Genomic DNA, 14,063 nt, shown 5'->3' with positions numbered 1-14,063 from the left:
CTCACAGCTTGTTGTTGTAGACACTCTCACCCTGCATCCCCCCGGATGCAAAAAGGAGGGGCACACCCCTCCTTTTTCTTCTGCCATTTACAGCGCTTGCACCAACTCAGGCACCGCGGTAAACAAATCCGCTTCCAGACCATAGTCCGCCACCGAGAAGATCGGCGCCTCGGGGTCCTTGTTGATCGCCACGATCACCTTGGAGTCCTTCATACCCGCCAAGTGCTGGATGGCACCCGAGATACCGGCAGCGATGTACAGCTGGGGCGCCACGATCTTGCCGGTCTGGCCCACCTGCAAGTCGTTGGGGGCGTAGCCCGCATCCACCGCGGCACGGCTGGCACCGATGGCGGCGCCCAGCTTGTCGGCCAGGGGGGTGATGACTTCGTTGAACTTCTCGGCGCTGCCCAGGGCTCGGCCACCAGAGACGATGATCTTGGCGGCAGTCAGCTCGGGGCGGTCGCTCTTGGTCACTTCACGGCCCACGAAGGCGCTCTTGCCAGAGTCGGCCACAGCGGCTGCAGCTTCCACTGTCGCAGAGCCACCGGTGGCCGCTGCAGCGTCAAAGCCGGTACCGCGCACGGTGATGACCTTGGTAGCGTCAGCGCTTTGCACGGTGGCAATCGCGTTGCCCGCGTAGATGGGGCGCTCGAAGGTGTCGGCGGCGATCACGGCGGTGATATCGCTGATCTGGCCCACGTCCAGCTTGGCAGCCACGCGAGGAGCCGCGTTTTTACCGCTGGCGGTGGCGGGGAACAGGATGTGGCTGTAGTTGCCAGCAATCGCCAGCACTTGGGCGGCAATGTTCTCGGCCAGACCGTCTTTGAGGCTGGCGCCATCGGCGTGGATCACTTTGGACACACCGGCGATCTGGGCAGCCGCCTGGGCGGCCGCTGCGGCGTTCTCACCAGCGACGAGCACGTGCACGTCACCGCCGCAGGCCTTGGCTGCGGTTACGGTGTTGAGGGTGGCGCCCTTGATGGAGGCGTTGTCGTGTTCAGCGATTACGAGAGAAGTCATATCAACTCCAAAATTCTTTACGTTCTTGCGAAGTCTGCGCACGGGGCGCGGCCTTCAAAACCCGCACGTCTCAAAGTTAGAGACAGCGAGCCAGGGCCGCCCCGACGCGAGGCTGTCGTCCCCCTTGGGGGAAGACGCGCAGCGGCTCAGGGGGTTAGATAACTTTCGCTTCGTTCTTCAGTTTGTCCACCAAAGTGGCAACGTCAGGGACTTTGACGCCGGCGCCGCGCTTGGCGGGCTCGGCCACCTTCAAGGTCTTGATACGGGGAGCGACATCCACGCCCAAGTCTTCGGGCTTGACCACATCCAGCTGCTTTTTCTTGGCCTTCATGATGTTGGGCAAGGTGACGTAGCGGGGCTCGTTCAGGCGCAAGTCGGTGGTGATGATGGCGGGGGTGCTCAGGGCCAGAGTTTCCAGGCCACCGTCCACTTCACGCGTCACATTCACCTTGTCGCCAGCCACTTCCACCTTGGAGGCGAAGGTGGCTTGGGGCAAATCAGCCAGCGCAGCCAGCATCTGGCCTGTCTGGTTGTTGTCGCCGTCAATGGCTTGCTTGCCCAGAATCACCAGACCAGGTTGCTCTTTGTCTACCAAGGCTTTGAGCAGCTTGGCCACGGCCAGGGGCTGCAGCTCGGCGTCGGTCTCCACCAGGATGGCGCGGTCGGCGCCAATGGCCATGGCCGTGCGCAGGGTTTCCTGGCACTGGGTCACGCCGCAGGAGATGGCGATCACTTCAGTGACCACGCCTTTTTCTTTGAGGCGCACGGCTTCTTCCACCGCGATTTCGTCAAACGGGTTCATGCTCATCTTGACGTTGGCGATGTCTACGCCTGTGCCATCGGATTTGACGCGAACCTTGACGTTGTAGTCCACCACGCGCTTGACTGGGACCAATACCTTCATGCTGCTGCTCCTTGGATCGGTGTGATTGCAGATTGTTTGAATTGACGTAAACGTAAATCAACGAGCATTCTATGCGGCGTTGCAGCAATGCCTTCCAGCATTCCTTACGCAGACAGTCGCACTAAAAAGAACGATCGTTCCATTTTATGCATGCATCGCCCCAGATAGCGATGCAATTTGCACAAACTAAGTGCTTTCCCTAGGCGAACTCAAAGCAGCTGCAGGCACAGCCGCTGAGGCCGTAGCGCCATCTGGATGGGGCAGAAATTGCACGATTTGTTTGGGCACGGGCAAGCTCACGCCTGCCTCTCGCAAACTTTGCAGCAATGCCAAATTCACCTGCGACCGTATATTGCCCTGCCCATTTTGGGGATCATTGATGTAGTAACTCAGCGTGAATTGCAAACCATGCTCTACAAAGTCAACCAACTGAACGGAGGGCGCGGGGTTGCTCAACACACGGGGCTGGCGACTCGCTGCGCCCAGCAAAATGTCACTCACCAACGCCTCATCGCTGTCCATACCCACGACGATGGTGGTACTGAGCAAAAACTGCCGATCGGATTGCGAGAGGTTTTCCACACGCTGGGTGATCAACGTCTCATTGGGAACAATGGCCTCACGCCCATTGCTGGCTCGAATCACGGTAAAACGCGTTTTGATATCGGTGATGCGACCTTCAAAGCCGTCTACCCGCACGTTGTCGCCAATACGCAATGCCCGCTCCAGCAACACCAGAAAGCCACTGACATAGTTGGATGCGATTTTTTGCATCCCAAAACCCAAGCCAACGCCCACAGCACCGCCCATCACAGACAGCGCGGTCAAGTCCACCCCCACCCATGACAGCGAGATCAGCAAGCCCACGGTAAGCAGCACCACTTTGGTGATGTTCATCCCCACCTTGCGCATCGACAAATCACTGACCCAGCGATTGATGACATGCTGCTCAAACAGGCTGGCTATCCACAGCACAAACACCATCGTCAACCCTGCAGACAACACACCCTCAATCAGGCTCAGCAAGTTGATTTGTGTTTTTCCAAGGGTCAAGTTGATGGACTCAAGCTGCCCCGTAACTGCGGGGAGTAGCCCCAATGTCTGCAATACAGCTACACCCCACACTGCCCACGAAAAAACCTTTTCCAGCAAGCGCATGCTGGTGGACTGCGGAAATGTCTTGCTCAAGACCCGTGCAACAAAGCGAATAATTGCCAAAGAAAACAGCAGCGACACCGCCACCCGCAGCCAAAAAACAGGCATGTAATGGGTCACCACCAATTGCGCGCTATAGATCAGCAGCAGTGCTAGCAAGGGAAACATGGCACCGCTCACAGGACGATGACCAAACCAAATCGCCGATGCACGCCCCTTATCTTTCAGGTTTGCCCCCCACCAGCGCACACCAACATAGGCCAGTAACAAACCGCCCACGACGATAACAAACTCCAGCCAAGCGCTGGAGTTGTTGAAGTCATCGATGAGCTTGTCAAAAATATCCATGGCCTATATTTAGTTGAGCAATCGCACCTAATGCCCCCGGTGCACATTACCTGTCAGCCTGTAAGACTTTGCCGCTGCGCCTTAGCTGCGCCAAGATGGTGACCGTTTGTGCGCAAAGGCTTGTGCGCCCTCCTGGGCATCAGCATCCATCATGTTGCAAGCCATGGTTTCGCCCGCCAGCACATACGCTGCCTCCAAGCCCATCTCTCGCTGCCGATACAGCAAAGCCTTACCCATGCGCACGGCGGTTGCAGGCTTTTGCACAATCGATTGCACCAACTGCTCGACATGGATATCTAGTGCTTCTGGAGCCACTGCACGGTTGACCAGGCCCTGCGCTTGTGCCGTTGCTGCGTCTATAAAGTCTCCTGTCAGGAGCATTTCCATCGCCTGCTTGAACGGCACGTTGCGCACCAAAGGCACGCTGGGCGTTGCACAAAACAAGCCGTAGTTGATGCCGCTGGTGGCAAAACAGGCCTGGGTACTGGCGACTGCCAAATCACACTGCGCCACCAGCTGACAGCCTGCTGCAGTGGCCATGCCATGCACCCGCGCAATCACCGGCACAGGCAACTTGGCAATGCTGAGCATCATGCGCGAGCATTGTGCAAACAGCGTTTGGTAGTAGGCCAGCTGTGGCTGCGCCGCCATGTCTTTCAAGTTGTGCCCGGCACAAAATGCTTTGCCATTCGCAGCCAGCACCACGACACGCACGCTGGCGTCCTGCGCAATGTCATCGAGCGCATCTTGCAAGGCCTGCAACATGGCGCTGCCCAAAGCGTTAAAACGCGGCGCATCATTCAATGTCAACGTGACTACGCCTCGCGCGTCACGGGTTTGCAGCAACAAATCACTCATGGTTTAGATATCCGCTAAAACGCGCAAATGTGCTTCCACGCTGCGAGCCAGCGGCCCCATCATGTAGCCACCTTCCAGGCAAGAAACCACACGCCCTTTGCTAAAGCGCCGTGCCACGTCTTTGATCCGCTCGGTCAACCAGATGTAGTCGTTTTCCGTCAGGTTGAGCTGTCCCATATCGTCATCGCGGTGGGCATCAAAACCTGCACTGACAAAAATCATTTCTGGCTTGAATGCTTCCAGGCGCGGAATCCACATCATCTCCACCAGTTCGCGGATATCCATCCCCTTGGTATAGGCCGCTACCGGAATATTGAGCATATTGGCTGCGGGCTCTTTGTCTCCACTGAATGGGTAGAACGGATGTTGAAAAAAGCTCACCATCAGCACACGTTCATCGCCAGCCAATATGTCTTCGGTGCCATTGCCGTGGTGCACATCAAAATCAACGATGGCTACCCGCTTGAGGTTGCGCCTGTCCAAAGCATGCAGTGCAGCAATCGCTACATTGTTGAAAAAGCAAAAACCCATGGCTTTGTCACGTGTTGCGTGGTGCCCAGGGGGGCGAATCGCACAAAAAGCATTTTCCAAACTGCCATCAATCACAGCATCGGTGGCGGCCACCGCCGCGCCCACCGCGTGCAGCGCCGCATTGAAGGTGTGGGCGTTGATGGAAGTGTCGGTATCCAGCTGGGTGTACTCGGGGCCGCCGGCGGCCTGTTCTTCCACCAAGCGATCCGTCAAACCTCGCAACGCCGCCACATGCATGCGATCATGGGCTAGCTCGACATCGCTCAAGGCAGCTTGAGGTGCATCAATTCGCTCCAATCCATCCAAGACCCCTGTCATGAGCAAGCGGTCTTCAATAGCATCTAAGCGCTGCGGACACTCTGGGTGTCCGGGCCCCATTTCATGCTGTCGGCACGAACGGTGAGAAAAATAGCCAGTCTTGCCCACTTTCCTGTCCCCTAACTTCTTTGTTTTCGGATACGTTTTGCACATGAATTTGCACAAAATCCGGTTTCTTTTGGATCAGCTTAACACGGTGATCGTTGGTAAAAAACAGCAAGTACAAGACTGCGTTGCCTGCCTATTGGCGGGCGGGCACTTGCTGATTGAGGATGTTCCAGGCGTGGGCAAAACCACGTTGGCCCATGCTTTGGCACACGGTTTTGGCCTGAAGTTCTCGCGCGTGCAATTCACTTCCGACCTGATGCCTAGCGACCTCACCGGCGTCTCCATTTATGAACGCTCCAGTGAAAACTTCGTATTCCACCCCGGCCCGGTCTTCACACAGGTGCTGCTGGCCGACGAAATCAACCGCGCCAGCCCCAAAACACAAAGCGCTTTGCTGGAAGCCATGGAGGAAAAACAAGTCTCGGTGGAAGGAAAAACCCATGCCTTGCCCCAGCCGTTTTTTGTGATTGCAACGCAAAACCCCCAAGAACAACTCGGCACATACCCGCTGCCAGAAAGCCAACTTGACCGTTTCTTGATGCGCATCAGCTTGGGCTATCCGGATCGCAACGCAGAGTTGCAACTGCTGCGCCACCATGGGCACCGCGAACACGCCGATGCGCTGGTGGCCCAAATTTCTGCGCAAGAGCTTTTCGAGCTGCAGCAAGCCGTGCTCCACATTCATGCCGCAGATCCTTTGCTGCACTACATCCAGGACTTGCTGGAAGCCACGCGCAACGGGCAGTGGTTTGTACAAGGGCTCTCTCCGCGCGCAGGCATTGCCTTGCTGCGTGCTGCCAAAGCCAACGCCTTGATAGCGGGGCGCGATTATGTCTCGCCAGACGATGTGCAAGCCATTTTTGTGCAAACCATGGCACACCGCCTGCATGCTTTGGCACGCTCTGGCCGCGGCACCCCGGAGCAAGTGCGTGCCATGCTGGATGCGGTGGCCATTCCCTGATGCCAGATAGCCACCGCCCTACCCGCAGCAAGTGGCGGCAAGCCCTGCACAACTGGGTCACGCGCCGCCAGCAAGCCAGCGCCCAGCACCTGCTGCGCCAGCGCAATATCTATGTACTGCCCTCCTCAGCCGGGTGCGTGCTGGCAATCACTCTGCTGGTGCTGCTGATTGCCAGTATCAACTTCCAGCTCAATTTGGGCTATGCCCTCACATTTTTGATAGCAGGCAGCGCGCTGGCCAGCTTGTGGATGGGGCACCGCAACCTGCGAGGCCTGGCATTGCGCCTGGGGCCTTTACAACCCGCATTCCAAGGGGAGCGGGCTACGGTTCCGGTCTTGCTGCACGCCGCCCACGGCTTGTACCACCGCCACGGCGTGTCGCTGGCCATGAACCGCTCGCAAGGCAAGCTGGCATGGGTGCATACCGATGTTGAAGCTGGCTCTATCACTACCGTTGAACTGGGCAGCGTGCCGCACCTGCGCGGCTGGCATCGCGTGCCACGTGTGGTGATTGAAAGCCGTTTTCCGCTTGGCGTCTTTCGCCTGTGGAGCTATTGGCAGCCCGATGGCCGGGTGCTGGTGTATCCCGCCGCTGAAGTGCCGCTGCCGCCCATTCATTACAACGAGACCTCTGAACCAGGCTCCCCCCTGCCCCGCAGCGCAAACAGCACCGACCACGACGGCGTGCGCAGCTACCAGCGTGGCGATGCACTGCGCAGCGTGGTCTGGAAAAAAGCCGCCACGGCACTGGCAGCAGGCAGCGGTGACTTGGTGGTGCGCAACAGCTATGCACAGCACCACCAGCGACTGTGGCTGCAAGCCAAGGCCACCGGTTTACAGGACACCGAGGCGCAAATTGCGCGACTGACCGCCTGGGTTTTGCATGCCCACGAGCAGCAGTGGCAGTGGGGGCTGCAACTGCCCAGCGGCCTAGAGATTGCACCCAGCAGCGGCGATGCGCATTTGCATGCCTGCCTGGCTGCGCTGGCGGTGGATGGAAAAGGCGCGTTCCATGACTAAACCCAGCACCACATTGGCAATATCAGTAAAAAATGCCTCTAGCGCTTGCTGTATATGCGCTAGCAGCTATTAAATATGCAAGCAAACACCGCACCTGTTCTGCCCCGCGAAACCCGGGACACCTTGCTGATACTGGGCTCCGTCGCCTTGGTCCTGTTGCCCCAAGTGGCGTATTTACCGGCATGGGCCAGTGCGCTGGCGCTGTGCATGCTGGCATGGCGTTTGTGGATGGCGCGCCAAGGTCAAAACTTGCCCGGCAAATGGCTGCTGGCCGCGCTGCTGGCACTTGCGATTGGTGCCACAGTGCTGCAATTTCGCTCGATTGTTGGACCAGAAGCTGGTGTGGTGCTGGTTGTGCTGCTGCTGGTGCTCAAAACCCTGGAAATGCGGGCACGCCGCGATGCCATGGTGATTTTCTTTCTGGGATTTTTCACGCTGCTGACCTTGTTTTTGCAGTCTCAATCGCTGTCCATGGCCGTCGCCATGCTGCTGGCGGTGTGGGGGCTGCTTGCAGCATTGGTCAACGCACACATGCCCGCAGGCTACCCCAGCCTGCGCCAGTTGCTGCGCACCTCTGGCCTGCTCATGCTGCTGGGCGCCCCCATCATGCTGGTGTTGTTTCTCAGCTTTCCACGCTTTGCGCCGTTGTGGGGCCTGCCTGTACAGCCCAACCAAGGCAGCACCGGGCTTTCCAACGATATGACGGTGGGCCAAGTGGCTGAGTTGGCGCAAAACCGCAGCGTGGCACTGCGTGTGCGCTTTGATACCCCCGGCCAGCAACCGCCCCCGCAGCGCTTGCTGTACTTTAGGGGGCCCGTACTCAGCCATTTTGATGGCCGCCACTGGAGCAGCAGCACCGATGCTTGGCAAACCACGCTGGCGCCCAATAGCACGCTGCCCGCCAGCGGGCTGGGCAATGCCACGGGCTACGAAATCACACTGGAGCCGCATCAGCAACGCTGGCTGCTGACCTTGGACGCCACCGTGGCCCAGCCCGAAGCGGCCGTCCGGCGACTGCTGCCCACCACCGATTTGCAGTGGCTCACCACACGCCCCATCACCGAGGTGTTGCGCTACCAGGGGCAAGCCTATCTGCACTATGCCTATGGGCAACAGCTCTCGAGCTACCAACGCAATCGGCACCTGCAGTTGCCCCAGGCCCTCAACCCACGCACCGCCACATGGGCACAGGAGCTGCGCGCGCAGCATGGCGATGACGACACCGCCATCATCCAAGCGGCGCTGGCACACCTGGCGAATGGCGGCTACACCTACACCTTGCAGCCCGGCGTCAGCACCAGTGCGCATACGGCGGATGAATTCTGGTTTGATCGCCAACAAGGCTTTTGCGAGCATATTGCCTCGGCCTTTGTGGTGCTCATGCGGGCTGCCGGCATTCCGGCCCGCATCGTCACCGGCTACCAAGGGGGAGAGCGCAACCCGGTAGATGGCCTATGGACGGTACGCCAAAGCGATGCCCACGCCTGGACCGAAGTATGGCTACCCAACGAAGGCTGGATGCGCATTGACCCCACCGCTGCCGTCGCCCCCAGCCGCACCGAGCAGCTGCAGCGCCTGGCAGCACCCAGCACTTTGCTAGAAAGCACCGTGGACAACGTCATTGGTCCCGCTGTGCTGCAGCGGCTGCGTGCCAACTGGGAAGCAGTCAACCACCGCTGGAATGACTGGGTTCTCAACTACTCGCGCAGCAACCAAAACAATCTGCTGAGCAACCTGGGGTTGGAGCACTGGAAGTTCACCCACATTGCCGCCTGGCTGTGCACCATTGCCCTCACGCTGCTGCTAGGTTTTAGCGTGCAACGCTGGCGCGTACAACGCATGGCCGACCCTTGGTTGCGCCTGATGGGCCAAGCGCGCCAACAGCTGCTGCAAGCTGGCATTACCCATGCCAGCCATCTGGGTCCACGCGGCCTGGCCCAAGCTGCCCAAGCACAATGGGGGGATGAATCCCGGCCGCTGCAACAGTGGCTGCTACAGATGGAACAATGGCGCTATGCACCGCATAGCGCCCAGACCCCGTCTCTGGCAGCTTTGCGCCGCAGCTACCGCGCTTTGATTTGGCCCAGACCCCGCACTCCATGAAACGCCTGCTCTCCCCGTTGTTTTTTTTGACCCTGGCTACTGCTGGTGCCACCCACCTTCCTGCACAGGCTCAAAATACCCCCGCCGCAGCCACCAAGCGTGCGGCGCAAGCGCCTACAGCCTACGACCAGCGCGCCGATGCGCAGCAATGGGCGCAGGAGGTGGCGGAGCGCAATGGCTTGGATCTCAGCTGGGTACAAGCCCAGCTGGCACAGGCCCGGTTTCTTGCGCAAGTGCCTAGGCTGATGACACCGCCCCCCAAAACAAGTACCACGGCACGCGACTGGGCGGACTACCGCCGCCGTTTTATTGACCCCATCCGCATCAAAGCAGGCGTACGTTTTTGGGACAGCCATGCCGACACGCTGGCCCGCGCAGAAGCACAGTTTGGCGTGCCTGCCGCCATGATCGTGGGCATCATCGGGGTGGAGACCATCTACGGCCAAAACATGGGCAACCTGCGCGTGCTCGACAGCTTGGCGACGCTGGCGTTTGACTTCCCGACCGCCCATCCCCGCGCTGCCGAGCGCCAGCGCTACTTTCGCGGCGAGCTTGAGCAGTTCCTGCTCATGATGCACCAGGCAGGCACCGCCACCACAGGCCCGCGCGGCAGCTATGCCGGTGCGATGGGGCTGGGCCAGTTCATGCCCAGCAGCTGGGCAAAATGGGCGGTAGATTTTGATGGCGATGGCCGCATTGACCTGTTCAACAGCCAAGCGGATGCGATTGGTTCCGTGGCCAATTACTTCAAGGCCCACGGCTGGGTGACAGGCCAGCCCGTGTGGTACCCCGCGCTGTTCAACACTGACACCCTGGATCTGCCTACGCTGCTGGCACCCGATATCCTGCCCAGTTTTACACCGGCCCAAATGGCCAGCTTGGGGGTGCTGCCCGAAGATGGCATCCAGCACAACGGCCTGCTGGCCCTGATTGAGCTGAAAAACGGCGACGCACCGCCCAGCTACATCGTTGGTACGCAGAATTTCTACACCATCACCCGCTATAACTGGTCCAGTTACTACGCCACCGCTGTGCACGATCTGGGCCAGGAAGTGGCCGCAGCACGCAGCGGCGGCGTACCAGCGATTGCCTTGCCGGTCATGGTGCCCCTCACCTCGCCTTCGTCCGAGCCCCGTACCACCAGCGCCCCCTGAGCGTTGCAGCCACAGTTGCAGGCCTGCGCACAGCGGGCAAACCTGCACTATGCGCGCAATCCCTCAGTGGGATGCTCCTAGTAGCCACGGGCGCGTGACAAGCGCACGCTTATGCCTTCCCCCATTTAAGGAGATAGGTATGCAGCGTTGGAGTCTTTGGCCTTTGACCGCCACTTTGTGCACTTTGGGCCTGTTCAGCAGTGCCGCCCAGGCCCAATTCAAAGAGCCAGACAAAGTCAAAATCGGTTTTATTACCGACATGTCCAGCCTGTATGCCGACGTAGAAGGCAAACACGGTGCCACCGCCATCCAGATGGCGATTGATGACTTTGGCGGCAAGGTGCTGGGCAAGCCCATTGAACTGATGACAGCCGACCACCAGAACAAGGCCGACATTGCCGCCGGCAAAGCCCGCGAGTGGATCGACCAACAGGACATCAGCCTGGTGTTTGGTGGCACTAACAGCGCCACGGCCCTGGCCATGGCCAAGGTGGCACAAGAAAAGAAACGCATTTTTGTGGACAACGGCGCTGGCAGCTCCGCCCTGACCAACGAGCAATGCAGTCCCTATACCGTGCACTACGCCTTCGACACCGTGGCTCTAGCCAAGGGCACAGGCAAGGCGGTGGTGGAAGCGGGCGGCAAAAGCTGGTTCTTTCTGACTGCCGACTACGCGTTCGGCCACGCGCTGGAAGCCGACACCACCAAAGTCGTGCAGGCGAGCGGCGGCAAGGTGCTGGGCGCCGTCAAGACACCGCTGAACGCCAGCGATTTCTCCAGCTTCATGCTCCAGGCGCAAAACTCCAAGGCCCAGATTCTGGGCCTGGCCAATGCCGGTGGTGACACCGTCAACTCCATCAAGGCCGCCAAGGAATTCGGCATCACCAAGAACATGAAGCTGGCCGGCCTGCTGGTCTTCTTCAGCGACATCCACAGCCTGGGCGTGAAGAACACCGAGGGCATGCAGTTCACCGCCCCTTGGTACTGGGACATGAATGCCGAAAGCCGCGCCTTTGCCGACAAGTTCATGGCCAAGACCAAGCGCCGCCCCAGCGAAATCCAGGCCGCCGACTACTCTGCCACCATGACTTGGCTGCAGGCCGTGCAGCGTGCCGGCACGCTGGAGGCCGACAAGGTAATGGCGGAGTGGAAGTCCAAGCCCATCAAAGACTTCTTTGGTGAAGGCGTAATCCGTCCCGACGGCCGCTACGCCCATGACATGTACCTGATGGAAGTGAAATCCCCCGCCGAATCCAAAGGCACTTGGGACTACTACAAGATTGTCAAGAAGCTGCCTGCCGCCGAAGTGTGGACCACCAAGGAAGAGAGCAAGTGCCAGTACTGGAAATAAGTCTCTCACCCCGCGCTTGAAGCGGGCGCCCACTGGAGCGGCAGCACCGCCGCTTCAGTTCCACATAAAAAGGCGCAGGCATAACCTGCGCCTTTTTATTTTTGTTTTTTTATTTACTTGCTTTTCATAGCTACCAGCGCTTTACACATAAGCGTCAGAAGCACTTTTTGCAAGTAATCAACGCGCAGTGGTATCGCTGGATACCGAAGCAATCGGGATGTAGAAATCCCCGCCCGCCTGATTGAACTCGGCCGCCTTGGCCTGCATGCCCGCAGCAATTCCCTGCTCTTCAGAGATCCCTTTGGCAGCCGCAAATTCACGCACCTCCTGCGTGATCTTCATGGAGCAGAACTTGGGCCCGCACATGCTGCAAAAATGCGCCACCTTGGCGCTGTCCTTGGGCAGGGTCTCGTCGTGGAAGGCGCGCGCCGTGTCGGGGTCCAGGCCCAGGTTGAACTGGTCTTCCCAGCGGAAGTCGAAACGCGCTTGCGACAGGGCATCATCGCGCGAACGCGCACCTGGGTGGCCCTTGGCCACATCGGCAGCGTGGGCCGCAATCTTGTACGCGATGATGCCCTGCTTGACGTCGTCGCGGTCGGGCAGGCCCAGGTGCTCCTTGGGTGTCACGTAGCACAGCATGGCCGTGCCGAACCAGCCGATCATGGCCGCGCCGATGGCCGACGCGATGTGGTCGTAGCCGGGGGCGATGTCGATCGTCAGCGGGCCCAGGGTGTAGAACGGCGCCTCGTGGCAGTGCTTGAGCTGCTCGGTCATGTTGGCCTGGATCATGTGCATGGGCACGTGGCCGGGGCCTTCAATCATGGTCTGCACATCGTGCTTCCAGGCCACTTGCGTCAGCTCGCCCAGGGTCTTGAGTTCGGCGAACTGGGCTTCGTCGTTGGCGTCCGAGGCACAGCCAGGGCGCAGGCCATCACCCAGGCTGAAAGACACGTCGTACTGCTTCATGATGTCGCAGATGTCCTCGAAGTGCTCGTACAGGAAGCTTTCGCGGTGGTGGGCCATGCACCACTTGGCCATGATGGAGCCGCCACGCGAGACGATGCCGGTGCGGCGCTGCGCCGTGAGGTGGATGTAGGCCAGGCGCACGCCAGCGTGGATGGTGAAGTAATCCACGCCCTGCTCGGCCTGTTCGACCAGGGTGTCGCGGAAGATCTCCCAGGTCAGGTCTTCGGCAATGCCGCCGACCTTCTCCAGCGCCTGATAGATGGGCACGGTGCCAATCGGCACAGGCGAGTTGCGCACGATCCAGTCGCGCGTGGTGTGGATGTTCTTGCCGGTGGACAGGTCCATGACGTTGTCCGCGCCCCAACGGATGGCCCAGACCAGCTTTTCCACCTCTTCCTCGATGCTCGAGGTCACGGCCGAATTGCCGATGTTGGCGTTGATCTTGACCTTGAAGTTGCGCCCAATGGCCATGGGCTCGATCTCGGGGTGGTTGATGTTGGCCGGGATGATGGCGCGGCCGCGGGCCACTTCGTCGCGCACGAATTCGGGCGTGATGATCTTGGGGATGGCGGCGCCCAGGCTGTTGCCGGCCAGGCGCAGTTCGCGGGCCGCGTCCTGCTGGTACTGCGCCATCCATTCACGGCGGCCGTTCTCGCGCAGGGCCACGTATTCCATCTCGGGCGTGATGATGCCGCGCTTGGCATAGTGCATCTGGGTCACGTTCTGGCCGGATTTGGCACGGCGCGGCTGGCGCTGCAGCGCGGCGGCCTCGGCGCGCAGCTGGGCCACGCGCGTGTCTTCCTCGCCACGCTTGCCGCCGTCGTCCAGCGCCACGCGCTGGCGGCCGACGTAGAACTCGCTGTCGCCGCGCGCTTCGATCCAGGCACCGCGCACGCTGGCCAGGCCCTGGCGCACGTCGATATGGGCGGTGGGGTCGGTGTAGGGGCCCGAGGTGTCGTAGACGCTGACCTGCTCACCATTGGTCAGCGCAATGTCGCGCACCGGCACGCGCAGATCGGGGTGGATGGCCCCGCTCAGGTAGCTTTTGGTGGATGCTGGAAATGGCTGGCGCGACTGGGCCAGCAGGTCGGCGAAACGGGCGGCATCGGGGGCGTTGCCGGCGGCGGGCGTAAAGATGGCATCGGGGGCGTTCATCGCGGTCTCCAAAAAGCGTGTGAAGTTCATCAAACGCTCCGTGGAGTGCTGGGCCGCTCTGATGGCGTGGGAGATGGCTGGCGCCACCGACCTTCGCCTGCACCTGGCTCCA

General features: G+C 60.0%; 11 protein-coding genes. 5 read left to right on the top strand and 6 right to left on the bottom strand.

Annotated elements, in window-relative coordinates:
• Positions 1-87: 87 nt before the first annotated feature.
• The 5 genes from B3R00_RS11150 to B3R00_RS11130 form a co-directional block, all read right to left on the bottom strand.
• Positions 88-1,020 carry an electron transfer flavoprotein subunit alpha/FixB family protein gene (locus B3R00_RS11150; protein WP_286999071.1) on the bottom strand — a complete coding sequence of 311 codons (933 nt, stop codon included), beginning with the start codon at positions 1,018-1,020 and terminating at the stop codon, positions 88-90.
• A 154-nt stretch (positions 1,021-1,174) separates the two neighbouring features.
• Entirely contained in the window at positions 1,175-1,924 is a 750-nt protein-coding gene (locus tag B3R00_RS11145; RefSeq protein ID WP_286999070.1) for an electron transfer flavoprotein subunit beta/FixA family protein, read from the bottom strand.
• A gap of 186 nt (positions 1,925-2,110) precedes the next feature.
• A complete protein-coding gene (locus tag B3R00_RS11140; protein WP_286999069.1) occupies positions 2,111-3,427 on the bottom strand; it encodes a mechanosensitive ion channel family protein in 1,317 nt (438 codons plus the stop codon).
• Positions 3,428-3,508: 81 nt separating this feature from the next.
• Positions 3,509-4,285, bottom strand: a complete 777-nt coding sequence (locus tag B3R00_RS11135) for an enoyl-CoA hydratase (RefSeq protein ID WP_286999068.1) — start codon at positions 4,283-4,285, stop codon at positions 3,509-3,511.
• A gap of 3 nt (positions 4,286-4,288) precedes the next feature.
• Positions 4,289-5,242 (bottom strand): histone deacetylase family protein, encoded by a 954-nt coding sequence (locus B3R00_RS11130; RefSeq protein WP_257469217.1) that lies wholly within the window; start codon positions 5,240-5,242, stop codon positions 4,289-4,291.
• Positions 5,243-5,285: 43 nt separating this feature from the next.
• Here B3R00_RS11130 and B3R00_RS11125 point away from each other — a divergent pair, with 43 nt between their 5' ends.
• From B3R00_RS11125 to B3R00_RS11105, 5 genes are all read left to right on the top strand, one after another.
• Positions 5,286-6,203: an AAA family ATPase gene (locus B3R00_RS11125; RefSeq protein WP_286999067.1), complete on the top strand. Its 918-nt coding sequence runs from the start codon at positions 5,286-5,288 to the stop codon at positions 6,201-6,203.
• A complete protein-coding gene (locus B3R00_RS11120; RefSeq protein WP_286999066.1) occupies positions 6,203-7,222 on the top strand; it encodes a DUF58 domain-containing protein in 1,020 nt (339 codons plus the stop codon). The genes B3R00_RS11125 and B3R00_RS11120 overlap by 1 nt, the downstream gene beginning before the upstream one ends.
• A gap of 75 nt (positions 7,223-7,297) precedes the next feature.
• A complete protein-coding gene (locus B3R00_RS11115; protein ID WP_286999065.1) occupies positions 7,298-9,325 on the top strand; it encodes a transglutaminase TgpA family protein in 2,028 nt (675 codons plus the stop codon).
• Entirely contained in the window at positions 9,322-10,479 is a 1,158-nt protein-coding gene (gene mltB / locus B3R00_RS11110) for a lytic murein transglycosylase B (protein WP_286999064.1), read from the top strand. The genes B3R00_RS11115 and mltB overlap by 4 nt, the downstream gene beginning before the upstream one ends.
• A 139-nt stretch (positions 10,480-10,618) precedes the next feature.
• Positions 10,619-11,830 (top strand): ABC transporter substrate-binding protein, encoded by a 1,212-nt coding sequence (locus tag B3R00_RS11105; protein WP_286999063.1) that lies wholly within the window; start codon positions 10,619-10,621, stop codon positions 11,828-11,830.
• Positions 11,831-12,007: 177 nt separating this feature from the next.
• On the opposite strand, the gene thiC is transcribed toward B3R00_RS11105, so the two are convergent.
• On the bottom strand, positions 12,008-13,951 hold the full coding sequence (thiC, locus tag B3R00_RS11100; protein WP_286999140.1) for a phosphomethylpyrimidine synthase ThiC: 1,944 nt from the start codon (positions 13,949-13,951) through the stop codon (positions 12,008-12,010).
• Positions 13,952-14,063: the final 112 nt, after the last annotated feature.

The organism is Comamonas sp. UBA7840, assembly GCF_002501455.1.
Lineage (GTDB): Bacteria > Pseudomonadota > Gammaproteobacteria > Burkholderiales > Burkholderiaceae_C > Comamonas > Comamonas jiangduensis.
The sequence above is the reverse complement of the archived record's forward strand: the minus strand, read 5'-3'. Positions and strand labels throughout refer to the sequence as shown.

What these genes read in the sequence shown, in the direction of transcription:
- thiC (WP_286999140.1), bottom strand. Translation starts at nt 13,951, where the DNA reads ATGAACGCCCCCGATGCCATCTTTACGCCCGCCGCCGGCAACGCCCCC.
- B3R00_RS11145 (WP_286999070.1), bottom strand. Translation starts at nt 1,924, where the DNA reads ATGAAGGTATTGGTCCCAGTCAAGCGCGTGGTGGACTACAACGTCAAG.
- B3R00_RS11150 (WP_286999071.1), bottom strand. Translation starts at nt 1,020, where the DNA reads ATGACTTCTCTCGTAATCGCTGAACACGACAACGCCTCCATCAAGGGC.
- B3R00_RS11135 (WP_286999068.1), bottom strand. Translation starts at nt 4,285, where the DNA reads ATGAGTGATTTGTTGCTGCAAACCCGTGACGCGCGAGGCGTAGTCACG.
- B3R00_RS11120 (WP_286999066.1), top strand. Translation starts at nt 6,203, where the DNA reads ATGCCAGATAGCCACCGCCCTACCCGCAGCAAGTGGCGGCAAGCCCTG.
- B3R00_RS11105 (WP_286999063.1), top strand. Translation starts at nt 10,619, where the DNA reads ATGCAGCGTTGGAGTCTTTGGCCTTTGACCGCCACTTTGTGCACTTTG.
- B3R00_RS11140 (WP_286999069.1), bottom strand. Translation starts at nt 3,427, where the DNA reads ATGGATATTTTTGACAAGCTCATCGATGACTTCAACAACTCCAGCGCT.
- mltB (WP_286999064.1), top strand. Translation starts at nt 9,322, where the DNA reads ATGAAACGCCTGCTCTCCCCGTTGTTTTTTTTGACCCTGGCTACTGCT.
- B3R00_RS11115 (WP_286999065.1), top strand. Translation starts at nt 7,298, where the DNA reads ATGCAAGCAAACACCGCACCTGTTCTGCCCCGCGAAACCCGGGACACC.
- B3R00_RS11125 (WP_286999067.1), top strand. Translation starts at nt 5,286, where the DNA reads ATGAATTTGCACAAAATCCGGTTTCTTTTGGATCAGCTTAACACGGTG.